The sequence below is a fragment of the uncultured Legionella sp. genome, assembly GCF_937871865.1.
Lineage (GTDB): Bacteria > Pseudomonadota > Gammaproteobacteria > Legionellales > Legionellaceae > Legionella.
In genome coordinates, this window is record NZ_CALMPD010000075.1 from 1 (window position 1) to 26,516 (window position 26,516).

Consider the following 26,516-nt stretch of genomic DNA (forward strand, 5'->3'; position numbering starts at 1 on the left):
AATGACGTTAACTTAAGGAGTTTTGTGCCACATACTCCCCCTCTCTCTAACTCTCTCCCCGAAGGGGCGAGAGGATAGATGGGAAGAAAAGCAGATATGCCTCTTAAAATGCCATCGCGTGTACATGAATATGACCGAAAGCAAAGTATAAAGCCTTAGTTGACGATGCTTTAGTACTAATACAAACAACCTCATTAAGGATTGTTAATGACTGATTATAATTTGCCATTGAGATTAACTCGCCTAAGAAGTAATGCCATGACACGCGCACTACTTAAAGAAACCCGCCTGCACCCGCAACAATTTATTGCCCCTATCTTTATTAGCGAAGAATTGAATGCCCCTAAAGAAATAAATGCAATGCCAGGACAATTCCAACTGAATCTGGACAGTTTACCTCAAGAAATTGAAACCTTAAGTGCTTTAGGAATCCCTGCCGTGCTGCTTTTCGGCATACCGAAATTAAAGGATTCATGTGGTAGCGAATCCTTTAATAAAGAAGGAATTATTCAAAAGGCAATAAAAAAAATTCGTTCTGTAAATTCCGACATGGTCATTATTACTGATCTTTGTTTTTGTGAATATACAGACCATGGTCATTGTGGCGTGCTAGATAATCAGCGTATAGACAATGATAAAACGCTGCATTTACTTGCAAAACAAGCCGTGAGCCATGCTGAAGCAGGTGCGGACTGGGTTGCACCCAGTGGGATGACTGATGGCATGGTTGGTGCAATTCGACAGGCATTAGATGATTCAGGTTATCATCATGTACCTATTCTGAGTTACAGTGCCAAATACTGCTCTTGTCTCTACGGCCCTTTTCGTGAAGCAGCACAAGGCGCCCCTCAATTTGGAGATAGGAAAGCTTATCAAATGGATCCCGCCAATAGCGAAGAAGCAGTAAGAGAAACAGCATTGGATCTGGAAGAAGGTGCGGATATGATTATGGTAAAACCAGCAGGTTTTTATCTTGATATTATCTATAAGCTGAAACAACATTTTGCTGAAGTACCGCTTTGTGCTTATCAGGTCAGTGGTGAATACTCGATGATTAAATTTGCAGCTCAAAATAATCTGATTAATGAAGAGCTAGCTATCATTGAAAGTTTAACTGCAATAAAAAGGGCTGGTGCCAATTTTATTATATCGTATTTTGCTAAAGACATTGCTCGATTAATTAAATAATCTGTATTTAAAATACTCAATAAGTATCAAGACCAGCACGATGAAACAGGTTTATATTGGTTATTTCTTGCCTCTATGTATACAATCCCATATAGTTATGCGGATTGTTTTTTACCAGTCGCTTATAATTTTAACGGAGAAATGAATGAATTTAATGCTTAAAAGTATATCGGCAATAGCGTTGAGTCTAAGTGCCGCAACCGCTTTAGCAGTTCCAACCTATTTAACCACACACAATAATACAAATATGGAATCAAATGCTTTTATTGCAGGCACAATCCCGTCTCCCTACCCTACTCCAGCAAACGCTACAAATCAAATTTTATGGAATATGGTGAGAATGGCATGTTATGGTCATACTACGAATGATCGCTGTACAGCACTTATAAAAATGGATACCAACTCAGCCAATCCAATTGAAATTGGTTATGTTTCAATGGAAATGAGTACCGGCGATATAACTCCTAAAGTATTTTCTGCTAAAGGATTTACAGTCACCGTGAATGGTCCTGGTGAAGCCACCATTACTAAGGACTGATGTAATAAATAGTTATATTTTTTTCAAAGAGTTCGGCTGCTTATAGCAGCCGAACTTTAAATTTCCTGTATAGATTTCTTGCTAGAATCAATAGAACATCTCATACCAGTTCACTCAAGACCTGTACTTCATCCAGACTCCTCAATTCATTTAACGACTAAAGCTAAAATTTAGTGGGCAAGACGACATGATAGCAATACTTAGTACGGGATGCTGCTGTAAGCCTCAGAGGAGATGTATCAATCAGGGAAACGGCCGATACTGAGCACAGAAGATTTTATAAGAGTGACGCCATATCACTTTTATTTACAAATAAAAAAGCCACGCTAAGCGTGGCTTTGAAATTTTTGTTACCGTTTTTATTTAGTTGGCATTGGCATAGGTGCATCCATGGTCCAAACCAGTTGAGCACCAACCAGATCAGCACTTGCACTACCGCCTGCATTAACATTAAACGAAGAAGTTGAAATAGGATCTGTACGGTTAATGCTAGGATCTTGAGCAGAGAATAGGTGAGTATATCCAATGTCCAGGCCGATAGTAGGTCTTGCTTGGTAATGAGCACCAAGAGAAAGAGCCCAACGATTAGTATCAGGTAAACGTACGTCTCTCTCAGCATCAATTGTAGGGGTTGCATCATAACCACCACCCACACGCAACATCAGCTGCTCATTAACATGATAGTTTGCACCAACAGCTACACGCCATGCATCTGAATAGTGTTGTGGAGAAATACTGTTCGCTTTAACCTGAGAAACAGGATTAGTCGATGTATTTGGAGCAGCTACGTTATTTAGTTCGATAGTGCGAAGAACATTCCAATGGGTATAAACAACAGAAGCTAACAGAGCCACACTTTCGTTAACATCATGGTATCCACTAAGCGTAGTAATATCAGGTAAGTCAATAATGTTACTGTTCAGATCATTTGATCTAAAAGTAGCACCAACGTCAGCAGCCAATGGGTTATTCAGACGAAGGGCTGGATCAGCCATTCTTCCGCCTAAAATACTATAACCATGGAAGTGATGTCTCATTCTGGATTGGTAGTTTAGACCAAGACGAGTATGGTTGTCATTAAACATACCCATTACACCCGCATGGAACCCTACGCCTGTTGATTGACCTTTATTATATATTTGCGAGTCATTGATACCAGGAGGGATTGGTGTACCTTGATAAATAGTCGGCGTACCGATCATTCGATTAAACTTTACTCGCGCATATTGCAGATCTAAACCACCACCGATTGAAAAATTCTCTGTTAATCGTCCACCAATTTCAGGTGACAAGTTGGTAGTAATCAGCTCAGTAAACGTTGCTTGATAACGAACTGCAGATAATGGATCCCAGCTAGTCGCCAGACCAAATGGAGCAGTCATACTTAAACCAACAGTTGCATTCTCACCTATAGGACGTGCGTAATGGAATGAGGGAACAAAACCAATTTCACCACCATCAAGACCACTAAATGACTGCTGGTAAGGTTGTAATGCTGGAGTTCTAAATGTACTTTGACCATTCAGTTTTGCAGTAGGAAATACTCCAACGCCACCAAATACCATCTGTTGATTTTTAATAAGTACTAAACCTGCAGGGTTATACCAACCAATAGAAGCATCAGCTGCTTCAGCAGCGATACCTGCAGCATAGTTACCTATTGCAGCAGCGCTACCTTCAGTATATAGAGAAAACGCACCTGCATGGACAGTGCTTGTCGCCAGAACTCCAATTACTGAAGCGCTTACTAGCGTTCTTAAGGGTTTGTGCATGTTTTTCACTCCACACTTGTTAATTTAAAATACTTCTAATTTATCAAAATCAAATTCGATGATAAATGAATTTAATACGAATTCAAATGTTTCCACTAAAATATTTGCTATTATATTCAATTAGTAACAAATATAAATCCATTGTGAATCCACCGGGGTCACACTGGTCAAATAATACCATTATAATGAACGATAAAATTTGTTTTAATACTTGTACTAATCCTTTAGTCCATGCTAATGTGATTTATTTTTGAGCGGAATAATTTATGCGACACATTGTTACTAAATTTGGGGGAACCAGTGTTTCATCTCGAGCCACGTGGAATAACATCGCGGCAATTACGCTAAAACATTTAAAAACAGGTGTTCAGCCAGTTATCGTGTGTTCCGCCTTAACACAAATCTCTAATAAGCTTGAAAAAGCGATAGAGGCCGCTCTATTAGATGAACATCACAGTATATTGAATGATATACAAATGAGTCATTTCGCTCTTGCAGAAGAACTTGAAGTAAGTCCAGAATTAATTGCAGGTGAATTGCATCAGCTGAATCAATGGTTAACCGGCATTGCCTTACTAAAACAAGCCCCCGCAAAAACTCACGCTCAAATTTTAAGCCAGGGCGAATTGATGATGACGCGTCTTGGTAATGCCTTTCTTCAAAAACAAGGCATAAACAATAAATGGTATGATGCCCGTGAACTTCTGGTCAGTACCCCATTCCATGGCACTGAATCAATGAATTACCTATCCGCTCGTTGCGATAGCGAGTACGATCCAGATTTAATTGAAAAATTCCTCAGCAGTGGTGCTCAAGCAATTATTACCCAAGGTTTTTTTGCGGCTAACACGCATGGTGAAACTGTATTGCTAGGCCGAGGTGGCTCAGATACTTCAGCCGCTTTACTTGCTGGGAAACTGCATGCAGCATCCTGCGAAATATGGACTGATGTGCCTGGAATTTATACGGCAAATCCTCATCAATTACCTCATGCCCGGCTATTAAAACAGCTCAATTATGATGAAGCGCAGGAAATCGCATCTATGGGTGCCAAAGTATTGCATCCGAATTGTATTCCTCCTGTACGCAAAGCCAATATTCCAATGGTAGTAAAATTCACTCAGCTTCCGGAACATTCAGGTACTCTCATAACTAAAGATATTGATGAAACAGCTCCTTTAATTAAATCGATTCAGGTAAAACACAGTACCCTGCTGATCTCAATTGACACCCTAAACATGTGGCAACAAGTAGGCTTCCTGGCTGATGTCTTTGCCGCATTTAAAAAACATGGTTTTTCTGTTGATTTATTGTCGTCCTCTGAGTTTAACGTGACCTTATCCCTGGACACCAATGCCAAACTCTACGATAGACCGGCAATTAATGCTTTGCTTACTGACTTGAATGAATTTGGACGTGCCAAATTAATAGAACCATGTAGCGCTGTCAGCTTGGTTGGACATCACATAAGAACGGTACTGCCTCATCTTGGCCCAGCACTTGAAGTGTTTGATTCAAAACAAGTGTACCTAATGTCATTAGCATCTAACGATTTAAATCTGACCTTTGTTGTTGATGAATCTCAGGCAGATAAACTATGTCAGAAACTGCACCATTTATTAATTGAAAGCAATCCACAAATTTTCTATTATTCCAAAAGCTGGCATGAAGAGTTTGGTAAACCGAATGTACGCCCTACTCCATGGTGGGAATCAGAACGAGATCGTTTATTAACAGTCAGTACAGAGCACTCTCCTTGCTATGTTTATCATAGCCCCACGCAAGCAAATCGTGCGAAACAACTGCTGGCATTAGATTCTATTGATTCCTTATTTTACGCAATAAAAGCAAATCCATTCCCATCTGTATTAAAAACGCTGGAAAAAGAAGGTGTAGGTTTTGAATGTGTTTCTATTCAGGAACTTGATTTAGTGCTGCAACTCTTTCCAGATATCAACAGAGAACGAATTTTATTTACCCCTAACTTCGCCCCCAAAATTGAATATGAATATGCTCTTTCTATTGGATGCTATGTGACCATCGACAGTTTATATCCTTTAGAATACTGGCCTGAATTATTTAAGAATAGAGACGTCATTGTTCGTATTGACCCCGGTACAGGTGCTGGTCATCACAAACATGTATCTACGGGCGGAAATGAATCAAAATTTGGTATCACTCAAAATGATGTCGGCCAAATTATTTCCTTAACCCAAAAACATAACATTAACGTCATAGGGCTTCATGCTCATTCGGGAAGTGGAATACTTACTCCGGAACTATGGCAACAAACTGCATTAATGCTGGCATCACTGACCGATCAATTTACTAATGTGCGTTCAATCAATCTGGGTGGTGGATTAGGTATAGTTGAAAAACCAGGTCAGCATCCCATTGATTTCGCAGCACTCGATGCTTCATTGCTGGCAGTCAAATCACGTTATCCTCAATTAAAAGTATGGCTTGAGCCAGGACGATTCTTTGTTGCGGAAAGCGGGGTAATCCTTGCAAAAGTCACTCAATGCAAAGAAAAAGGCAAAGTAAAATTTATCGGAATTGAGACAGGAATGAACTCTCTGATTAGGCCGTCATTATATGGCGCTTATCATGAAATTGTTAATTTGACCCGACTCCATGAAGAAAAGGCTGGCTTTTCTCATATTGTAGGCCCCATTTGTGAATCTGGAGATACCTTAGGTTATGACCGGTTATTACCTGTAACCAAAGAAGGAGATGTATTATTGATTGCTAATACAGGGGCCTATGGCCATTGTATGAGCTCTCATTACAATTTAAGACCACCGGCTCAAGAAATAGCATTGGATTGATAGTATGGCGCTTATAGACAGCGAACAAAGGAGTCTGGCAACTGATCCGCAGTCGTCATTCATTGTACAGGCTCCTGCCGGATCTGGTAAAACAGAAATACTGACTCAACGCTATCTGAGATTGCTGAGCACAGTCAACTCACCCGAACAAATAGTTGCTTTAACGTTTACTCGCAAAGCAGCAACAGAAATGCGTGAGCGTATTGTGCTTTCACTGCAACAAGCGACTTTAAATAAACCAGCTAAAAATCCACATCAACAAATAACCTTAAATTACGCGCAACACGCACTAAAGCGTAGTGAGCATTTCGATTGGGATTTATTGCAACAACCCAACCGATTAAAAATCATTACAATAGACTCACTGTGTCAAAGTATTAATCAGGCAATACCTTTATTAGAACAACAAATTGCTTACGCTCAAATTACAGATGTTCCAGAAAGCTATTATATAAAAGCCGCTAGAAACTGCATTCAGTTTGCTTTGGAAACCCAAGAGTTCCAACAAGCCATTAAGCTGTTGCTCATCCATGTAGATAACAGGCAAGATCGTTTGATTGAACTGTTTAAATCATTATTAAGACAAAGAGATCAATGGTTATCGCCATTATTTCAGGCTCGCTCACAAAATAAAGCCGTATTTGAAAAAGCATTGCAACTTATAGAGCAACATGAGTTAACCCGATTTAGAAATAGCCTGCCGGCACCTCTAGCAGAAGATGTAACAGAACTGGCCCGAACTCTGGCAAATATAGAGAATAATCCCAACTCTCCAAGATATAGCCTTAAAGATTGGTATGACTTTCAGCAGTTCAATCAAGAAATTGCCAAAGGGTTATGTAAACTGGTTCTTGATAGTTCAAACGCGATTCGCAACAACATTGATCACAATGTCGGATTCTATAAACAAAACTGTTCGCCAGAAGACTACAAAAGACTCAAGGCTCAGGGAGCTGAACTTCTTAATCAAATAAGAGATTATCCAGAATTCCTTGATGCTCTTTTAATGGTGAATGATTTACCTCATCCAGAATACGATCCCGAGCAATGGGATGTTCTGCAAGCTCTGTTTCTCTTATTGCCCTTATTGGCCGGGCATTTACACCTTATCTTTAGTGAACACAATGAAGTCGATTTTACTGCAATTTCACAGCAGGCTTTAGCTGCATTAGGCGACTCAGATAACCCCACCGATTTAGCTCTATATTTAGATAATGCCATTCATCATTTGCTGGTTGATGAATTTCAAGACACATCCATCACGCAATTTGAATTGCTTACCCGATTGGTGCAAGGTTGGGAGCCACATGATGGTAAAACATTATTCGTAGTTGGCGATCCCATGCAATCGATTTATCGCTTTCGTCAGGCCGAAGTAGGCTTATTCTTTCGAGCAAAAGAACAAGGCATTGGAGCGGTACAACTAATCCCTTTAGAACTGCGTTGTAATTTTCGTTCGACTGAAACCATAGTCAATTGGGTCAATACTCATTTCTCAAAAATATTTCCTCATCAAGTTGATATAGAATCAGGCGCAGTCTCCTTTCATCCCTCCGTCAATGTCATTAAAGGAGATGAGCTTAGTGCGGTTCACGCATTAAAATGTGCTAGCAAAGAACAAGAAGCGAATAGACTGATTGAAGTAATACAAAAGGAATTGAATGTAAACCCTGATCAAAGCATCGCTATTTTAGTTCGTTCCAGATCACAGTTAACGGACATCATCAGAGTACTTCGTCAGAACCAGATTCCCTATCAAGGAACCGATATCGACTTATTAGCAAATCTGGAACATTTACGCGATGTCTGGACGCTAACCCAGGCCCTGTTAAATCCAGGCAACAGATTGACATGGCTTGCGTTGCTTCGCAGCCCCTATTGCGGCTTATCACTACAAGACATTCACCAAATCGCTCAGCATAATCCGAGAAAATCCATCTACAGTTCATTATTACAGCTGGATAAAATACCTGGATTAAGTGAAGAAGGCCGAAACCGATCTCAATATATGATACGAGCAATGCATCATTCGTTATCACAACGCTATCAAAGCAAACTCTCTGATTGGGTAGCACAAACCCTGAGTAAGCTGCACGTGGAACAGATCCTTAATCAAAGTCAGCTCAATGATTTGGAACAATTCTGGATATTGATCGATCGTTATGAACATTTGGGTCGTTTACCCGATATGAACGCATTCTTTTTAGAATTTAATAAACTTTATTCACAACAATCAACTCCATCAAAACTACAGGTAATGACCATCCACAAATCAAAAGGTTTAGAGTTTGATACAGTTATTCTTCCAGGCCTAGGCAGTAAACTAAAACAGACCGATCAACCGATGTTACGCTGGCTTAAATTACCAACAAAGAATCAGGAACATCTGTTACTCGTATCCCCTATCAAAGCGGCACATCACGAGCATTGTCCATTATATGATTATTTAAATCAGCTGGACGAAGAAAAAAATAACTATGAAGCTCAGAGAGTACTTTATGTCGCAGTTACCCGAGCCAAATCCCGCTTGTATTTATTTGATAGCTCACCAAGAACATCGAAATCCTCATTCCGAAGCTTGTTAAAACATCAGGAATTTCAAGAAAGCCTGCAAGAAGAGGTTGCAGAATCAGTAGACTATCCCTTACCTCAACTCTATAAGCTCCCTTTAAATTTCTATCAGGAACCAGAACCCGAAGTAATTAATTATCTGAATCCTGTCAGTACAGGTTTAGTAACAGGCATCCCAAGGCTTACCGGAATTATTATTCATCAGCTGATGCAATGGATTTGTGATAATCATCCTCGTGCAATAAGCGAAATCCCCTGGAGTATTGCAGAGCATGAATTGACAAGGCTCGGATTTAACCAGGAAACACAACAAACAGTCCTGTCTGTTATTCAAAATCAAATAACACAATTATTTAAAGACAAGATTGGGTTATGGATAATGAAACAACACGAAAACGAACACAATGAATATGAGTTATTAGTCGAACATCAAAACAAATTAGTCACTCGCATCATAGACAGGGTTTTCGTAGATAATTCAAAATTATGGATTATCGATTTTAAGACCGGTAGAGACGAAGAAACAACTCAAAAACATCAAAAACAATTGAATGAATATGGCTATTATTTATCTAATAAATTTTCCCTTCCCATTCATTGTGGCTTGTATTATTTAGCCAATAATCATTGGATCACCTGGCAATATGAAGCGCTTGAAGTCCAGGTTTTGACATGAAATATCAACAGATCCTAGTTAAACGCAACTTCCTGCGTTATTATCCAGTTTTTATTTTATAATGATCAAGGTTAACGCAATGACTGTTGAGAATACCGTAATAAACCTGTTGAACTCTATTAAAGATCCTTTACTCGGTATTAATGGTAAAGAGATGAATTTACAGTACACTGTAGAATCGATGGAACATTCTCTACTGATAACGATTAAAACTGGCTTTCCTTGTAAATTGCTTGAACATGCATTCAAAGATCTTGCATTGTCTGAATTAAAAGCCCAATTCACTCATCAGCACATAACCCTCAACTTTGATCAATTTATCAGAGCTCATAAAACCCAAATGGCAGGTAAAGGATTAAGAGGAGTCAAAAACACGATAGCTGTTGCTTCTGGAAAAGGCGGCGTGGGAAAATCTACGGTAACGGTCAATCTCGCTACTGCTTTAGCACGATCAGGTGCTCGAGTTGGAATACTGGATGCAGATATTTATGGCCCGAGCATACCATTAATGCTCGGTGCAACTGAACCCGTTCAAGTGAGTGGCGATCACTATTTACCAGTCCAGGCACATGGCGTTCAGGCCATGTCTATTGGCTATATCACCGACATGGATCAAGCACTTATCTGGCGAGGACCAATGCTGGCCAAGTCCTTAATTCAGATGCTGGATATTACCTTGTGGGACGATTTAGATTATTTATTTATTGATTTGCCCCCAGGCACCGGTGACATACAATTAACCTTGGTGCAAAAAATTCCTCTTACTGCAGCGATTGTGGTAACAACACCACAGAATGTAGCAACTCTTGATGCCCAAAAAGCCATAACCATGTTTGCCAAAACAGGAATTGATGTATTGGGTGTTATCGAAAATATGGCTACTCATATTTGCAGTCAATGTGGGCATGAAGAAACTATTTTTGGTGAAGGTGGGGCTAAAAATATTTGTGCAAACAATAACACAAGCTTACTGGGCCAATTGCCATTAAACGGCCAGATAAGAGCACAATGTGATGAAGGAAAACCTACAGCAACCCAACCAAGAGACGAATTAACAGATGCCTTTCTGAAAACCGCTCTGATAAGTTCTATCGAACTGACCAAAAGACCGATAAATTATGCAGACAAGTTCCCTAATATTGTGGTTGAATAAGCAACCACGATATATCGATACAGGAGTTTTACGGAGCTTATTAGGCTGTTACAGTTTTATCATATGCGGCTATGTATTATTCTTATCAGATAGGTATAATACTTGAAAAAAAATGATGACAACCTCATGTACAGATTACTTATAGTTACACTCAGTATCTTATATTCCAGTTTCACCCTGGCTAAATCAAGTTATCAAATAGACGTCATTTTTTTTGCCCATCCTCAAGCAGCCTCAGCAACAAATGAACTTGATTTAAACTCTCCTTTGATCCCGGTGAATAGTAAAGGAATTACCTTAAAAAGCAGTACCGGAAAATCAAGCAACTCCTATGAATTGCTACCAGCATCTCAATCAGGATTAAGCAATGAATATTATCTGCTCAGCCGTAAATCACACTATCAGGTATTGGGGCATTACTCCTGGAGACAACCAGCCAATAACCAAAGTCAGGTGACATTACCGACCTTAAATAATAAAGGCTGGATAGTTCAGGGAAGCCTCAGGGTAAGAAAAAGCAACTATTATCTATTAGATACTGATCTGCAAGCATCACCAGCATCAAACCCTCAGTCCTCTTTTGCGATTGTGCAAAAGCAACGCTTAAAAGGTAGTGAAGTGTATTATCTGGATCACCCTCAAGCGGGAATGATCATCAAAATTCATTCAGTAGCTTAAATCCAAGGCTTGCTTCATCCTTAAACCTGGGCTCCGAACCATCGCAGGCAAAGATTTTAGAGTGGGATACCAGCAGTCTTAAACTAATAGTTTTTGGGTTATTTGTAAGATATGTTCACCAACAGAATTCAGGCATTTAATTTTAGGAGTCCCTGAGCGCCAAAATAAAGCAAGCGTACGAGAAGGCACTGGCGAATCAAAGGGAATACATTTTAATAGACTGGACGAATGCATACGTGCGGCTAATGCGGGTAATAAAGTAACCCCCATCCCCGACTGCACCATAAGTCGTAAGGTTTCCAGGCTGGTAGCAGTAAAATCAGCAACATCGTTTACTTTAGCCATCTGACAAACCGCCATAGCTTGTTCACGCAAACAGTGGCCTTCTTTTAAAAGCATGACAGGTTGAGTAGCTAAAACATCTATTGTGACCTTTTCGAAACCCGCCAGAGGACTAGAAGCAGCACAAGCAAAATAAAAATCTTCTTCAAATAAATTTAAACGGGAAAAAGAACCCTCAACAGGCTGTGCCATTATTGCGGCATCGATTTCTCCATTATCCAGTTTATTGATTAAGCGATGTGTCTGGTCTTCAATTAACCAAATTTTCAAATCGGGATATTTGCTTTTCAACTCAGGCATAATCAATGGCAGCAAATAAGGTGCAACAGTCGGAATAACTCCTAATCGTAAATCGCCTGAAAAAGGATCCGTTGAGTTTCGAGCCAGATCTTTCATTTCGTCAACCAACATCATAATTTTTTTAGCTCTAGCCAATAAAGCCGTGCCCTGATCAGTCAAAAAAACGTTTTTATTAGTTCGTTCAAATAAGTGCACCCCGAGTGTTTCCTCCAGCTTTTTTATCTGCATGCTGAGCGTAGGTTGACTGACATAGCATTTCTTGGCCGCCTCGCCAAAATGTTTCAAATCAGCTAAAACAATAAAATAATGCAAGTCTCTTAAATTCATGAACTGCTCAACGATAAATATTATCTATAATTATAGAATAAAAATATAAAAAATATCTATCATACTTTAACACGTTCTAAACCATATATATCTGCCAATATCCAACTTGGCTTCTCTTTAGCTTCGTAAACAAATTATTAATGAGTGACAAATAAGTTGTCTTTACGAACAAAGTGAACAACGCTCGCAACGACAGGCTGTTATGTGATAAACAAAATTGGCTCACAACCCCAAGGCAAAACTAAAAAAAATTTACACGATCCCGATGATGCTATATATTCGCTTCTTTTATAAACATAATAGATTACCATTGATAAATACTATAAAACGTCAAACACCTAAAACTGTTATTTGGCTGGTGGGTGTATTCTTTCTGCTGTTTCAATTTTTCTTGCAATTATCCTCAGGAATAGTTGTAGGTCAGATAATGCACGAACAAAATCTCTCTGCACTAATGGCCGGTTTATTAAGCAGTTCCTTTTATTATGTGTATACCACATATCAAATTCCCGTTGGATTGCTCTTTGACCGCTACAATACCCGGACTCTTCTGGCGGTAAATGCAGCATTATGCTCCGTAGGATGTTTTATTTTTGCCTCAGCCCATACCCTACCCTTCCTTTTTCTAGGGCGATTAATCATTGGAGCAGGTTCTGCATTTGCTTTTGTGGGATTATCCCATTTGTTACGTCAGCATTATCCATTGAAACAATATGCTTTTATGATTGGATTATCAGAAACGCTAGGGTTTACAGTAACCGTCTTTGGTATGATAGGAATGGGAACCTTCATCAACTCATGTGGATGGCGATATTTTATTTCTATAGCAGGAATAACTGGTTTATTAATAACCGCGTTATGTTGGAGATTAATTCCCAACCATAAGCCCCAAATCAATATTAATTATCATTATAAAGATCAATTAGTCCTTATTTTAAAAAATAAACTAGCCTGGGTTAATGGAATATTTGTATGCCTTGAGTTTTCTGTAATCACCGTTTTTGCTGCAATGTGGGCAGTTCCTTTTCTGCAATTAAAACTCGATTGCGGTGTCAAGACCGCGAGCATACTTGCTTCAATGATACTTTTAGGAGCTGGATTAAGTTGCCCGCTCTTTGGCCAGCTATCAATACTCACTAAACGTAAACCACTCATTCACACCTCATGCTTGTCTACAGCGTTATTATTTCTGATTACACTGTATTTACCAACTCATAATATTATATTGATAGGTGTTTTGCTTTTTGCTATTGGATTGTGTTGTGGAGCCTACATGCTGGCTTATTCTATTGCCAATGAATTAGCACCTCCAGAATCATTGTCGACTTGTACGGGCTTCACCAATACTCTGGCAATGCTCTCAGCTCCTTTATTGCAGCCTTTTGTAGGTTATTTGTTAGATGCCAGCAGCGCAAAACCAGGCATCTTTACTCTGAGCGACTATCAATCAGCGTTGTTAATCATTCCCATTGCCTTAATACTTGCCAGTGTGCTGGCACAGCAACTGCCGGAAAAGCCTATGCCGTAGCTTCTATGACAGCTATTGCAGCTTCTTTAACTTGAGCAAAGGATTGCTCCGTGATAAAACAAAATCCTTTGGGATTATTCTGAGAAAAACCAGCAACCGACAGTTGCGTATTGTTCCCATTCTCTAAGGTATTTAAAACTTTTAAATTAATTTTTGGCAGACCTAAAGAAAGTTGACATTGATTTGAATCAATTGGCTTAATTGAAAGAAATTGTGACATTTTTACTTTATTGCCTGAGGCATCACGCCAGCCAGCAACAGCCGCACCTGTTGCATCAGCTTCTTTTAGATTTGCAGAGTAAAAGCCATTATCGTTACTTAATCGGCAAAAGGCAGTACTGATATCATGTGATGTGGCTTGATCCTGACTAAACCATACTTTACCGAACCAGGCGTTATTTCCAGTAACGAATTGTTCCTTCCCGCCAGCGCCTGTTTGTATGTGTCCGTTTAAACGACTGGTTTGCAGGGCCTGTAACTCAACTCCAGGTCTTAATACCAGTGTTTCTTTCGCTTCACTATCCTGTTTTAACATATCAACTTTGAAATTAAATCCTTTTTCGTTTTCTGTCTTTACTCCAAAAATCCAACTGTCATTAATGGGATTATAACGAATAAAAGAACGTCCCACTTGCCAATTCAATTGAGTCGATTTTTCAATTTTCTCATTACCTTCATAAAACAAAACCAGTTTATTGGTTTGACCATCAATTAATGCCGTTTTTGCATGAAAATCAGACCCTTGTCTTTGCACCTGAAAAAAATAACCGTAACGATCACCACTTTCATTAGAAACCATGCCGGAAAAAGACCAGCTGCCTACCAAGGGTTCTACAGGTTTGAGCACTTCTTCAACCCCATCTGTAGTAGCTTCCTCAGCTGCAAATGCATTCGTGCTTAAAAAGCAAATTAGCGAAAGTAAAACAAGCCAAACTCGTATTGAAATCATATTAACAATAACCTTGTAAATGTTTGTGCGTCCATAATGCGTCCCAAAAGGCATCACTTAATGCTGCTTCAACGGGTAAACAATACATCTTATCCGAGATAAAGGAACGGCATTTTACAGCATCCTTTTCCGTCATAATGATGAGCGTTTCTGAATGGTTAAAATCATGAGACTCAAACTGATAATGATCGGGATAAGAATAAGGGGTAAATTCTATCCCTAATTGAGCCAAAGTGGAATAAAAACGTTGGGGATTTCCAATTGCAGCAACAGCGGCAATCTCACCGTTGAGCTCTTCAGGAGAATACTCTTCCAATGTAGCCATTTTAGTAATATTGCCAGGCATTAAATTCATGGAATAAGCATGTTTCCAAACACCTTGATTTACAACAATGAAATCCACCTCGCTCAAACGAGATTCTGATTCTCTTAGTGGACCTGCTGGTAATAATAAGCCATTTCCTAGCCCACGAACTCCATCAATGACCGCAATCTCTATAGCTCGCCCCATTCGATAATGTTGCAATCCATCATCACTGATAATAATGTTCACTTTATGTTGTTCCAGAAGATATTGCACGGCCTCCATCCGTTTCGGGGCAATGACTACTGGAGAATTGGTTTTTTGCGCTATCAATAAAGGTTCATCACCCACCAATTTAGCAGAATCAGTTAATTGTATTTCATAGGGAAATGTATTTATTTTAGCGCCATAACCACGGCTGACTATACCGACCTTCAAACCTTTTTGGCGCATTTTATTTGCTAAGGCAATAACCAACGGAGTTTTTCCTACCCCTCCAACCGTAATATTTCCGACAACTAAAATTGGAACGGGACAGGTGATCTGACAACAGGCCTCAAGATATTTTCGTCTGAGACGGCTAATCAAGCCGTAGCACCATGAAAAAGGAACGAGCCCCCATCGTAATCGATGGGTTCCGTACCACAATTGATTAATAATAAATGACATCAGGCGATTGCTTCTTCTTGAATCAGACCTAATTGTTGCACTTTGTATAATTGAGTGTAATGTCCATTTAAATCCAGTAATTCCTGATGGGAACCTTGCTCAACTACTCGGCCTTGTTGCATCACAATGATCTTGTTAACATTTTTGATGGTTGATAATCTATGTGCGATCACCAATGTAGTTCGATTTTTCATTACTTGTTCAAGGGCCGCCTGTATGTACCGCTCAGATTCGCTATCCAACGCAGAAGTCGCTTCATCGAGAATCAATATTGGTGCATCTTTTAATATCGCTCGAGCAATAGCAATTCGTTGTCTTTGCCCACCAGACAACAATACGCCATTCTCTCCTACACGAGTATCATATCCATTAGGCAGCTTAGAGATAAATTCGTCAGCATAGGCCAGTTTAGCAGCATGGATAATTTGTTGACGGCTTACATCGCTTCGTCCATAGGCTATGTTATTAGCCAGGCTGTCATTAAATAAAGTAATATGCTGAGATACCAGCGCAATTTGCTCACGTAAACTGCTTAAACTCAGTTGATTAATTGGAATGCTGTCTAAGGTAATCATGCCTTCTGTAATTTCATAAAAGCGCGGCAATAAACTGGTAATTGTTGTTTTGCCACTTCCGGAATGCCCAACAAGAGCGACAGAAGTTCCAGCGGCTATAGTGAAATTAACATCATGCAAGACTTTTTGTCCTTTTCTGTAGGCAAAAGATACTTGTTTAAACTGAAGCTCGCCGTAGGCTTTTTGGGCTAGTTTTATACCTTGTTCTGGCTCTACAGGCATATCAAGTAGATTAAATACGCTTTCAGCCCCAGCCAAGCCTCTTTGTATCGTTGCATTCAGAGTAGTTAACGTTTTCATTGGCTTAACCAATTGCAACATAGCAGCTATAATTGCCAAAAATGATCCGGCACTGACAGTAATTACAGAGGATAATTGAATTGCCGCCATGATGATCATAGCAATACCTAAAGCGATTACAAACTGAACGCCAGACACGTTAACTGCTTTGCTTATCGCAACCTTCATATCATTTATGCGAGAGTTTTCAGTAGCTCTATTGAATTTATCAGACTCATAGGCATCTCCTCCAAAAATACGGACAACACGATAGCCTTCTATAGCCTCACCGGCTATTTCAGTAACTTCCCCCATAGTCTGTTGTACTCTATGACTGATCTTTCTCACACGCTTATTAGTATAATTAACGATCAAGCCGACAAAAGGAATGGTGAGTAAAAACATCAACGATAATTGCCAGCATATAACCATCATGACGGTTAGCAGCCCTATAACCAAACACACATTTTGAACAAAATCAGTCAAAGCATCAGCACTAACCTGAGCGACTTGTTCTACATCGTAGATAATTTTTGATAACATTTGGCCTGATGTCGCCTCATCATAAAAGTCAGCAGGCAAATGCATAATGTGCCCAAATACTTTCTGTCTTAGTACCTTAACAACAGAGCGAGCAACCCAGGTCATACAATAGCTGCCTAATGAACTCACCAGTCCCCTCAAAGTTACCGCGATTAGGATAATTAAGGGGATTTTTTTAACAAAATCCATATCAATACTGATGAATCCTTTATCCAGAAATGGTTTAGTCATATAGGTAAGCGTGGCATCGATACCGGAATATAATATATTGGCACCAATCCCCAAAACCAGAATAGGCCAAAAAGGCTTAACATAAGTTAACAGGCGTTTGTATAATACGCTGGTTTTAACAGGAACATTATTTTTCATTAATTAGGCAGTCTAAGGTTGGCAAATGGGCTAAATTGTAACTCTTATTCCGTTTAAGTGCCAATAATCTTAATATTTGATTTATTTATATCTGATTTTTAGTTAATTTAATACGCGTGTATGCAGAGCGAAAACCGGCTTTCTGAATATTAAGATCGGAAATTGTACCTGGTTCCGTGGTCACTGTAGCTACTAATAAATTGTGCTCTCTGGCATAATTTAATCTGGTTATCAACAGCTCTTTTTGTAAGCCTTTCCCACGATAAGCAGGCAAAGTGCTTGTGACACCTAAATCACAAACATCCCCATGCATGGCAACCGTTGCCCCAGCAATAATATTGCCTTCATCAAAGGCGGCAAAAGCAGTCACGCCTTTGGCTCGAGCATAATGAGAAAATTGTTCCTGCGCTTCGGGATATCCAAAACCCATAGCAACTCGCTTGGCCCATTCTTCTAACTCTGAATCATGAACCTCTCGTATTAAATAAGAATGCAGTGGCTGTTTTTTAATAGGTTGCTCTTTTAAATCAAATACAGAAACTGTATTTAATTCAGTGACCATATACCCGCGCGCACTTAAACGAGCAGCTAATTTGTTGCCAACAAAAGGACACAGCTCAATATCGATCCGCGAATGATTCAGTGCTTTATAAAAATATTCTATGGTTTCAATTTCAGTTTTAAATAATTTCGGATGAGTATTAAATCCCCATCCAATAACCTGAGATAGAAAAGAATCTCCTCCTGAAAAACAGGCAGCCCCCCCTCCAATATCTAAAATCTTGCCCTGTGAATATTGACTGGTGACTTCTATATGGGTTTGCTTTATACAGGCCTCCATGCGAGCGGTTAGATCCTTGGTAATAAACATCATACCCCTCTCACTAATTGCCTGATAAGCCCAGGTCCTTTATAAATCAGGCCGGTATAAACCTGTATCAATGAAGCTCCGGCTGCAATTTTCTTTTGTGCAACAGCAGGACTGTCAATTCCACCAACACCTATTAACGTAATTGCATCACCAGCATACTGTCTTAATAGTCTTAAACAATCAGTAGATAATTGCTCAACAGGCTGGCCACTCAATCCCCCCTGCTCTTCACCATGTACCAGGTTCTTCACTAAATCGCGAGAACAGGTAGTATTCGTCGCAATAATACCTTCAATTCCATTACTCAAAATAATTTCAGTCATGTGTTTCAGCGTTTCATGGTCTTCATCAGGAGAAATTTTTACTACCAACGGTACATGCTTTTGATAATGATCAGACAGTTTCATCTGCTCATCTCGTAATTGTGATAATAAATGCTGCAAGTAATCACCCTGCTGTAATTGCCTTAAATCAGGGGTATTGGGAGATGATATATTAATGGTCACATAAGATGCATGTTCATAAACTTTTTGTAAACAAACACGGTAATCGTCTACAGCATCCACTAATGCAGTATCCTTATTTTTGCCTATATTTATTCCTAAAACTCCTTTGAATCGAGCTTTTTTAACATGAGTAACTAAAGCATCAACGCCCTGATTATTAAAGCCCATTCGGTTGATTATAGCTTGAGCGTGGGGCAATCGGAACAAACGCGGAGCAGGATTTCCAGCTTGTGGTCGCGGCGTTACCGTTCCTAATTCAATAAAAGAGAATCCTAATTTGGCCAACGCATCGAGATGCTCACCGTTTTTGTCCAATCCAGCAGCTAATCCTACTCGATGAGGAAAGCTGAGCCCCATTGCCTTAATCGATGCTCCATCAGGTGTATTGAAGCACCAGCCGGGAACATAATCTAACGCAGATAAAACAAGATTATGGGCTTTTTCAGCGTCTAATTTAAATAATAATGGACGTATTATTGAATACATAAAATTACTCCATAAAATGGCATGCTACTTAAAAAGTGTATGCAGTAGATTATTGAACTGGAAAATACCAGATTGCAATTTTATATCAAGAATAGTCCTGCTATTTCAGGAATTTTTCAAGCGCTTTAGCTGATATAGGTTTACTGAATAAAAATCCTTGTACTTCATCACAATGAGAGTTTTTTAAATAATTCATTTGTGTTGAGGTTTCTACTCCTTCTGCCAGCACTTTAAAATTAAAACTTCGAGCCATTGCAATAATAGCTTCGATAATGACTTCGTCGCTTCTGGACGATGTAATATTCTTGATGTAGGACTGATCAATTTTCAGCCCATCGATATTCAGATGTTTAAGATAATTCAAACTGGAATTGCCAGTTCCAAAATCATCAAGAACAATTTTGACCCCAATTTCTTTTAATTGATGAATCATGCGAAATACGTCTGCATTAGTTATTATCACATTCTCTGTAATTTCCAATTCCAGAAGTTGAGGTTCAATCTGATGTTTATTCAAGATGTCCCTTACCACTTTGTCAAAGTTGACCTGCTTTAACTGCTGCGTTGCGATGTTAACTGCAATTCGTATCCAAGGGAAACCTTTATCGTGCCATTTTTTAATTTGCAAACAAACCTGCTCAATTAACCACTCTCCTATTGGCACGATTAATCCGCACGCCTCAGCTGTAGGAATAAAATCAAGAGGAAGTAACAATCCTTTTTTAGGGTGCTTCCAGCGAATTAAAGCTTCTGCAGACAATAAACATCGATTGTCCATATCAAATTGAGGCTGGTAATGAATTACAAATTCATTTTTAATCAAAGCCTGGCGAAGTTCCGTTTCCAGCTTCAGTGTTTTATCCGCATGAGCATTCAACCGTTTGTTATAGAATTGAAATTGATTGCCACCTCGGTCTTTAGCAAGATACATCGCTAAATCAGCATTTTTTAATAAAGAATTAACTGTTGTTCCATCTTTAGGATAAATACTTATACCTATTGATGTTGTAATTGTTACATCCTGTTTTGCAAGCCTGAATGCTGCATTCAATGATTGGATTATCTTGTCAACGACAGTAATAATACTTTCTTCGGTTGCAACATCAGGTACTATCATAACAAATTCATCACCACCAATTCGCGCAATAGTATCTACTTTACGAAGTAAATTCGACCATCGTATGGCAACCAATTGCAATAACATATCTCCGGCCTCATGCGTCAAGCTGTCATTGATTAATTTAAATCGATCCAAATCAAAAAATAAAACGCCAAATTGTCTGGAATTTCGCTTGGAAGATTCAATAAGATGTTGAATTCTGTCAATGAGCAATGCCCTGTTAGGCAATCCGGTTAAAAGGTCGTGTGATGCCTGATATTCCAGCTTTCTCTCCAGATTGGCCCGCGCGGTAATATCGCGGAAGCTCCACACACGGCCAATAATTGTGTTATTTAGGCGATGAGGTTGTGAATAACACTCAAGAATAGTCCCGCTTTGTAAATTAATAATTGTCTGGCTAATATCTCCAATTGCTCGTTCAAGATATTTTATTTGAGCACGATATCTGCTGGATTTATTTAACTGGCTCAACATATAGTTTCTAATTAAAGTACTATTACTCCTCTCTAACATATCGGGAGGAATATTCCATAATTCCTGAAATTTGGAATTAAAATCGATAATGCGCTGATTTAAATCCACAATCAGAATGCCATCTGCTGAAGATTCAATTGCTGAGCGCAATAAAGATAAGGATTGTTGTAATGATTCGGTTCGTTGCACTATGGTATCTTGCAGCATTTCGGTAGTTTTTTTGGCCGCTTTTCCCAATGCCCATTTTCTGGTTAATGCACAAGCAAGCTGCCTGACGGAAATAAGATCAAAAGGTTTTTTCAAGATAAGGTAATTATCACCTAAGCCTAATTTTTTAACAGTTTCTTCCCAAGTATAATCAGAATAAGCAGTACATATAACGACTTGAATATCAGAATCTACTTCCCACATACGTTTGATTGTTTCGATACCATCCCATCCCGGGGGCATTTGAATATCAACAAATGCAAGCGAGTAATGAATGCCATAGTCAAGAGATTGTCTGATTTTTTCCACCCCATCCCTACCTTGGCAAGCAGTATCAAAAATAAATTTAGGCAGTTGAGTATTAATATCGGCCTGATGACTAGCACTTAAATCCAGATCGTCATCAAACAACTGTTTATCCAAATCGCTTATTTTATCATTGGTTGTCGTGGTAGTTAGCACCTTAATAAAATCCTGATGTATTGCTGGATTATCATCAATAATCATTATATGAAGTTCTGCATCAGGCATTAGAACCTCCTCTATGCTCAGAATGCCTCATAATTGGCAACGTTAATATAAATGTTGCTCCAAGCCCTTCTCCAGAACTTTCAGCATTCAATGCCCCACCCATTTCACGAGCAGAAAGCGACGCACTATGCAAACCAAACCCGTGACCATTTACTTTAGTAGTAAATCCAAAAGAAAAGATACGATCTAAATGATCAGGATTAATGCCTTCACCATTATCTTTAATGAGTAACTGTATCGTATTGCTGTCTATTTCATTGATACTTAATCGGATTTCTTTAACACTGCTCGGTGCATTATACAGTACTGCATCTCTCGCATTTTGAATAATATTAACTAATATTTGTAATAACCTGGATTTATCCCCTTCAATAAGAGGACAGTTATCAAACTCTTTGATGATACAGATCTCTTCATTATTTGTGTTACTCACTGACATACTCAATGCAATATCCAGAATATCAGGTAAATACACGCGCTCCTTCAAGTTGGATAAGCCACTAACTGATTTTTGCATGTCGACAATCTGGGAAATATGTTTTAAATCATTGGTTAAATTATCGATTTCATTCCGGTTTTGGGCATCGTCCTCCAGAATAATTTTAGACAGTGATAAAACATATGGAGGGATTAACTTGCCTTTAGGATCCTTAATGAGGAACTCGGATAGACCATTTTGATGTTGCAATAACATATCAAAAACTCTTAGTAGTTTTTGTTTGTACTGTTGATTAAAACTATTTTTTAACAGAGTAATTGAAACATTGGAGCTGTTTAATATATTTCCTATATTATGCAATATAGTCACTGCGACTTCGGCCATTCCTGCCCGTCTTGCTGTAGTTGAAATCTGTTGATTTAATTCCCTGATTTTTTCTTCGACGACCTTTTCATTATGGATACGAGCTATTTCACGAGATGAGACTTCCATAGAGCGTTCATGCAGATAACGCTCCTGATCAGCCTCTATATATGTGTTGTTAACCTGTTTAATAAAAGCCAACCATTGCTCGTCAGTCTCTGGTTTGCTATCAACGGAACAATTTGCCCTTTCCAACTGTTTTATTAGTAATTTATGAATATCCATATACGCTCATTTATAATCATTCCGTACTCTATTTCCGGGTCCTATGAAAATTGATATTGATGCACGAAGTGGGTATATTAATTTTATTATAGTTTACTTTTCAAAGTTAAATAATTTCGTCCTGAACATTTTTAGGCACAATTAATTTGCGGTATAAATTGCCATTTTAAAATAAAATTCAATCGGTTAAGTGCATGAAACGTTATCTCTCAAAAAAACCAGAAGAATTTTTCAGGAGACTTTCAGGTTCGTTTTCGTTCCATATAGCGTTTCCAATGCATTTGAAAGGTTACATAACAAAAGGAGTTGTTAGTGTCCGATTTTACTATTGATCCCACTCAGTTATTGCACGGTTCTCCCTCAGATCCCGTATTGATAAAATTGCTTGGTGATTTATTAGGACAGTCCGAGTCCTTTATTCTGCATGGTGAGTACACATTAATAATGAATGAAAAACCGGTTACGGTTGATCTGACTCATCCACTTTTAAAGCGAACCAAAGAAAAAAAATCCGAAACCAGCCGAATTGAAGTATTAGAGCAAAAAAAATGCAGTAGTGGTGGCTTTAGCAAACTATTTAAAAGTTTAGGGGTACTCATTCCCGAGCAAAATTATTTATTTAAAAGTAAACCTCCAGAACACTCCAGAGTTTGTAAAGTTATTTCGCTAACGGAAAAATTTACACAAGCAATGGTCATTCGCGAAAGCTCCTATACCAAGATGAACACGCTTTTACATTGCAAAACGCCTGTGTTCGATAAAACACATGGCTACCTCGTTATGAGAAACGCAGGAACCTCCGATCTTTATGAACTGCTTAATAATTCAGCTTTAAGCACGTTACAAAAAATGCAACTCACTTTCGCTATATTGGAAGCCATTAAGAATCAGGTTCATGAATTAGGACTGATACACTCTGATATAAAGCCAGAAAATATCATGGTAGATCCGGATAATATGGGTGTTAGAATTATTGATTATGCTTTTGCGTATGAAGCAGAACTCCCCAGAATCTCATCAATTTCTGGCTCACTAGAATTTTTGGCCCCGGAAACCCTTTATGACAATATAAAAACCCAAAAATCCGATTCTTTTGCTGCGGGACTCAGCATTGCTGAACTATGGGGAGATCAGTCAACGTTCCCCATAACACGTGACCAATCATTTCAGGATGTTTATGAATTTCACCTGACACGAACCTGGAAGAATTTATTTGTTAACGATTCATTGAACGACAACATGAAAAAGAAAATCATCAAAATTCTTGATGATTTAACTAGAATAGATCCAGATACACGAAGCTCAATTGACGATGCGCTAAACGAATGGGAAATTATATTAAAAGACTACATTGAAGAGGATGCTCAACAAGATACTTCACCAACGCCGCACCAACAACGAAGTCCAATCCATTCAACAAATAAGAATTTATTTTTTCATGTCCCTCACGCCCCCGAAAACTCAATTGACTCAGATAGTGAAGAACATCTGCAACTATGTGTTTCAGAATGTAGCTATAGAACATGGAGAAGCAAAACAGTCTAGTTCTGCAACAACTAGACTATGCATTGTTGTGCCCATACTCTCAGCATGGCATTACCTGACTTTTGCAAGTGAAAATCGACTTCCCTAACCTCAGCTCCATAATTTTCCTGTTGAAGCCCCAATAAAACAGGCCCCAAAAATGGAGAGGTATTCTCTTCTTTATCAATTAGAGGAAATATCCTGACTTCCTTCGCTACTCGAGCTAATTCACGTATCACCGTCAGATGAAAATCTACAGATTGCTCATCAAGATCGGCAAATAAATAATGCGAACACAAAGCAAAATCAAAAGTGAAATCAGGAAATGGCAGATGATAATCCGTGACTCCGATATATCGCCCCTCGGCCTTTCCTTGAGTGTAATCAGAAAAAAAGGCCTCGAAGCCCTGCTTTCGATTGGCCACCAAGTTATCAAAACCGCCACTTTGGCTAAAATCAAAATGCTCTTGTTCTGCCAATATTTCTTCAGCCATCTGGGTAAAGATCATGACTGACTTTGAATACAAAGTATCTCGGTCCAATACAAAAAGAGGATCGCAACTGACTACAGGGGTATTGCCCTTGGACAGCTGAACATTTACGGCACTGGGTCCACAACCGTATTCTAATATTTTTGAATGAATATCCTCTTCAGATAAATCAAACATTTCACGATACTCACCAATACCATGCCCCCATAAAACCAGTTTACGCATGAGCAGATCTCCTATATAAACCTGAATTCCATGCACAGTAATAGTTCAGATTAGCCGGCCTGGACTTCAGGAAAAACGTATAGCAATCAATAAGGTTTAGCTTCAAGTTAAGATTAGGTTATTTTTTAATCTAGGTAAAGAGTCTTTTAAAAATACACTGTGTCTGATACTGTCAGTGAATAGACAAGACTTAATCGATTGGGTATAGTCTTGGGTATTTGTTACAGCAACAGGATATCATCCATGCACTCAGGACTAAAGTATCAACTTGGCGAAACATATGACCTGTTACGAGACAGTGTCTATCACTTTGCCCGCACAGAAATTGCTCCTTTGGCTGCCCAGATAGATGAAACCAATACCTTCCCTAATCATTTATGGAGAAAATTGGGAGAAATGGGCTTACTTGGCATCACCGTCAGTGAAGAATATGGTGGCGTTAATATGGGCTACCTGGCTCATGCCATAGCTATGGAAGAAATTTCCAGAGCGTCTGCATCAGTAGGTTTAAGTTATGGTGCTCATTCAAATTTGTGCGTTAACCAAATCTATTTAAACGGAGACAGTACGCAAAAACAAAAATATCTGCCTAAACTAATTAGCGGTGAATTTATTGGCGCACTTGCCATGAGCGAATCCAACTCGGGTTCCGATGTAGTCAGCATGCAACTACAAGCTCGCGCATCAGGTGACAAATTTATACTTGATGGCACAAAAATGTGGATAACCAATGGGCCTGATGCAGATGTATTGGTTGTTTATGCCAAAACCGACAAACAGGCAGCAAGCAAAGGAATTACCGCGTTTCTGATTGAAAAAGGTATGGCCGGTTTTAAAACAGCACAAAAACTGGATAAGCTGGGAATGAGGGGATCGAATACCTGTGAACTCGTTTTTGAGCAATGCGAAGTACCTATGGAAAATGTCCTTGGAGAAATCAATCAAGGAGCTAAAGTTTTAATGAGTGGCCTGGATTATGAGCGAACCGTTCTTGCTGCAGGTCCTGTAGGCATTATGCAAGCCTGTATGGATGTTGTGTTGCCTTATGTTCATGAGCGCAAACAATTTAACCAACCTATTGGTGAATTTCAATTTATTCAGGGTAAGTTAGCAGATATGTACACCGATCTCAGTGCCTCTCGCGCTTATTTATATGCAGTAGCCAGCGCTTGTGATAATGGGATGGTAAGCCGTAAAGATGCAGCAGGAGTTATTTTATACACCGCAGAAAAAGCAACTCAAATGGCCCTGCAAGCAATACAAACGCTGGGCGGTAATGGATATATTAACGAGTACCCCACAGGGCGTTTGTTACGTGATGCGAAACTGTATGAAATAGGAGCAGGCACTTCTGAAATCAGAAGAATGCTAATAGGACGTGAACTTTTTAAAGAAACAGCATAAG

Annotated in this window: 19 protein-coding genes; 9 read left to right on the forward strand and 10 right to left on the reverse strand. The window is 39.1% G+C overall.

Features of this window, described 5'->3' with window-relative positions:
* The first annotated feature begins 207 nt into the window (after positions 1–207).
* Both hemB and Q0495_RS04215 read left to right on the forward strand, forming a co-directional pair.
* Positions 208–1,188, forward strand: coding sequence for a porphobilinogen synthase (gene hemB / locus Q0495_RS04210; RefSeq protein WP_298623450.1), 981 nt, complete (start codon positions 208–210; stop codon positions 1,186–1,188).
* A 145-nt stretch (positions 1,189–1,333) separates the two neighbouring features.
* A complete protein-coding gene (locus Q0495_RS04215) occupies positions 1,334–1,726 on the forward strand; it encodes a hypothetical protein (RefSeq protein WP_298623452.1) in 393 nt (130 codons plus the stop codon).
* A 359-nt stretch (positions 1,727–2,085) separates the two neighbouring features.
* Here Q0495_RS04215 and Q0495_RS04220 read toward each other — a convergent pair whose 3' ends face one another.
* Complete coding sequence (locus Q0495_RS04220; protein ID WP_298623454.1) at positions 2,086–3,507, reverse strand: OmpP1/FadL family transporter; 1,422 nt, start codon at positions 3,505–3,507, stop codon at positions 2,086–2,088.
* Between the two features lie 257 nt (positions 3,508–3,764).
* On the opposite strand from Q0495_RS04220, the gene Q0495_RS04225 reads away from it, so the two are divergent.
* The 4 genes from Q0495_RS04225 (at position 3,765) to Q0495_RS04240 (ending at position 11,404) form a co-directional block, all read left to right on the forward strand.
* The gene (locus tag Q0495_RS04225) at positions 3,765–6,326 is read left to right on the forward strand and encodes a bifunctional aspartate kinase/diaminopimelate decarboxylase (RefSeq protein WP_298623456.1); all 2,562 of its coding nucleotides are present in this window, start codon (positions 3,765–3,767) and stop codon (positions 6,324–6,326) included.
* 4 nt (positions 6,327–6,330) lie between these two features.
* Positions 6,331–9,573 (forward strand): exodeoxyribonuclease V subunit beta, encoded by a 3,243-nt coding sequence (locus Q0495_RS04230; RefSeq protein ID WP_298623458.1) that lies wholly within the window; start codon positions 6,331–6,333, stop codon positions 9,571–9,573.
* A 79-nt stretch (positions 9,574–9,652) separates the two neighbouring features.
* Positions 9,653–10,726 (forward strand): iron-sulfur cluster carrier protein ApbC, encoded by a 1,074-nt coding sequence (gene apbC / locus Q0495_RS04235; RefSeq protein ID WP_298623460.1) that lies wholly within the window; start codon positions 9,653–9,655, stop codon positions 10,724–10,726.
* A gap of 126 nt (positions 10,727–10,852) precedes the next feature.
* On the forward strand, positions 10,853–11,404 hold the full coding sequence (locus Q0495_RS04240; RefSeq protein ID WP_298623462.1) for a CsiV family protein: 552 nt from the start codon (positions 10,853–10,855) through the stop codon (positions 11,402–11,404).
* 78 nt (positions 11,405–11,482) lie between these two features.
* Here the strand turns inward: Q0495_RS04240 and Q0495_RS04245 are convergent, their stop codons facing one another.
* Entirely contained in the window at positions 11,483–12,373 is an 891-nt protein-coding gene (locus Q0495_RS04245) for a LysR substrate-binding domain-containing protein (RefSeq protein ID WP_298623464.1), read from the reverse strand.
* 310 nt (positions 12,374–12,683) lie between these two features.
* Here Q0495_RS04245 and Q0495_RS04250 point away from each other — a divergent pair, with 310 nt between their 5' ends.
* Positions 12,684–13,901: an MFS transporter gene (locus Q0495_RS04250; protein WP_367274380.1), complete on the forward strand. Its 1,218-nt coding sequence runs from the start codon at positions 12,684–12,686 to the stop codon at positions 13,899–13,901.
* Here Q0495_RS04250 and Q0495_RS04255 read toward each other — a convergent pair.
* The 7 genes from Q0495_RS04255 to Q0495_RS04285 form a co-directional block, all read right to left on the reverse strand.
* On the reverse strand, positions 13,891–14,850 hold the full coding sequence (locus tag Q0495_RS04255) for a hypothetical protein (RefSeq protein ID WP_298623466.1): 960 nt from the start codon (positions 14,848–14,850) through the stop codon (positions 13,891–13,893). The two genes, Q0495_RS04250 and Q0495_RS04255, sit on opposite strands and share 11 nt — an antisense overlap.
* A gap of 1 nt (position 14,851) precedes the next feature.
* Positions 14,852–15,823 (reverse strand): tetraacyldisaccharide 4'-kinase, encoded by a 972-nt coding sequence (lpxK, locus tag Q0495_RS04260; protein ID WP_298623467.1) that lies wholly within the window; start codon positions 15,821–15,823, stop codon positions 14,852–14,854.
* A complete protein-coding gene (msbA, locus tag Q0495_RS04265) occupies positions 15,823–17,589 on the reverse strand; it encodes a lipid A export permease/ATP-binding protein MsbA (protein WP_298623469.1) in 1,767 nt (588 codons plus the stop codon). Before msbA ends, lpxK begins: the two co-directional genes overlap by 1 nt.
* 85 nt (positions 17,590–17,674) lie before the next feature.
* Positions 17,675–18,460 carry a GNAT family N-acetyltransferase gene (locus Q0495_RS04270; RefSeq protein WP_298623520.1) on the reverse strand — a complete coding sequence of 262 codons (786 nt, stop codon included), beginning with the start codon at positions 18,458–18,460 and terminating at the stop codon, positions 17,675–17,677.
* Positions 18,460–19,452 carry a quinone-dependent dihydroorotate dehydrogenase gene (locus tag Q0495_RS04275; protein ID WP_298623471.1) on the reverse strand — a complete coding sequence of 331 codons (993 nt, stop codon included), beginning with the start codon at positions 19,450–19,452 and terminating at the stop codon, positions 18,460–18,462. The genes Q0495_RS04270 and Q0495_RS04275 overlap by 1 nt, the downstream gene beginning before the upstream one ends.
* 100 nt (positions 19,453–19,552) lie before the next feature.
* Complete coding sequence (locus Q0495_RS04280) at positions 19,553–21,784, reverse strand: EAL domain-containing protein (RefSeq protein WP_298623472.1); 2,232 nt, start codon at positions 21,782–21,784, stop codon at positions 19,553–19,555.
* Positions 21,777–22,871: an ATP-binding protein gene (locus tag Q0495_RS04285; protein WP_298623474.1), complete on the reverse strand. Its 1,095-nt coding sequence runs from the start codon at positions 22,869–22,871 to the stop codon at positions 21,777–21,779. Before Q0495_RS04285 ends, Q0495_RS04280 begins: the two co-directional genes overlap by 8 nt.
* A gap of 312 nt (positions 22,872–23,183) precedes the next feature.
* On the opposite strand from Q0495_RS04285, the gene Q0495_RS04290 reads away from it, so the two are divergent.
* Positions 23,184–24,416 carry a protein kinase gene (locus Q0495_RS04290; protein ID WP_298623477.1) on the forward strand — a complete coding sequence of 411 codons (1,233 nt, stop codon included), beginning with the start codon at positions 23,184–23,186 and terminating at the stop codon, positions 24,414–24,416.
* An 11-nt stretch (positions 24,417–24,427) separates the two neighbouring features.
* Here the strand turns inward: Q0495_RS04290 and Q0495_RS04295 are convergent, their stop codons facing one another.
* Positions 24,428–25,111 carry a hypothetical protein gene (locus tag Q0495_RS04295; RefSeq protein ID WP_298623479.1) on the reverse strand — a complete coding sequence of 228 codons (684 nt, stop codon included), beginning with the start codon at positions 25,109–25,111 and terminating at the stop codon, positions 24,428–24,430.
* Between the two features lie 243 nt (positions 25,112–25,354).
* On the opposite strand from Q0495_RS04295, the gene Q0495_RS04300 reads away from it, so the two are divergent.
* Entirely contained in the window at positions 25,355–26,515 is a 1,161-nt protein-coding gene (locus Q0495_RS04300) for an isovaleryl-CoA dehydrogenase (protein WP_298623482.1), read from the forward strand.
* Position 26,516 lies beyond the last annotated feature (1 nt).

Coding starts and splice junctions, on each gene's coding strand:
- msbA (WP_298623469.1), bottom strand. CDS start 17,589: ATGAAAAATAATGTTCCTGTTAAAACCAGCGTATTATACAAACGCCTG.
- lpxK (WP_298623467.1), bottom strand. CDS start 15,823: ATGTCATTTATTATTAATCAATTGTGGTACGGAACCCATCGATTACGA.
- Q0495_RS04285 (WP_298623474.1), bottom strand. CDS start 22,871: ATGGATATTCATAAATTACTAATAAAACAGTTGGAAAGGGCAAATTGT.
- Q0495_RS04300 (WP_298623482.1), top strand. CDS start 25,355: ATGCACTCAGGACTAAAGTATCAACTTGGCGAAACATATGACCTGTTA.
- Q0495_RS04225 (WP_298623456.1), top strand. CDS start 3,765: ATGCGACACATTGTTACTAAATTTGGGGGAACCAGTGTTTCATCTCGA.
- Q0495_RS04275 (WP_298623471.1), bottom strand. CDS start 19,452: ATGTATTCAATAATACGTCCATTATTATTTAAATTAGACGCTGAAAAA.
- apbC (WP_298623460.1), top strand. CDS start 9,653: ATGACTGTTGAGAATACCGTAATAAACCTGTTGAACTCTATTAAAGAT.
- Q0495_RS04245 (WP_298623464.1), bottom strand. CDS start 12,373: ATGAATTTAAGAGACTTGCATTATTTTATTGTTTTAGCTGATTTGAAA.
- Q0495_RS04255 (WP_298623466.1), bottom strand. CDS start 14,850: ATGATTTCAATACGAGTTTGGCTTGTTTTACTTTCGCTAATTTGCTTT.
- Q0495_RS04280 (WP_298623472.1), bottom strand. CDS start 21,784: ATGCCTGATGCAGAACTTCATATAATGATTATTGATGATAATCCAGCA.
- Q0495_RS04270 (WP_298623520.1), bottom strand. CDS start 18,460: ATGTTTATTACCAAGGATCTAACCGCTCGCATGGAGGCCTGTATAAAG.
- Q0495_RS04240 (WP_298623462.1), top strand. CDS start 10,853: ATGTACAGATTACTTATAGTTACACTCAGTATCTTATATTCCAGTTTC.
- Q0495_RS04295 (WP_298623479.1), bottom strand. CDS start 25,111: ATGCGTAAACTGGTTTTATGGGGGCATGGTATTGGTGAGTATCGTGAA.
- Q0495_RS04230 (WP_298623458.1), top strand. CDS start 6,331: ATGGCGCTTATAGACAGCGAACAAAGGAGTCTGGCAACTGATCCGCAG.
- hemB (WP_298623450.1), top strand. CDS start 208: ATGACTGATTATAATTTGCCATTGAGATTAACTCGCCTAAGAAGTAAT.
- Q0495_RS04215 (WP_298623452.1), top strand. CDS start 1,334: ATGAATTTAATGCTTAAAAGTATATCGGCAATAGCGTTGAGTCTAAGT.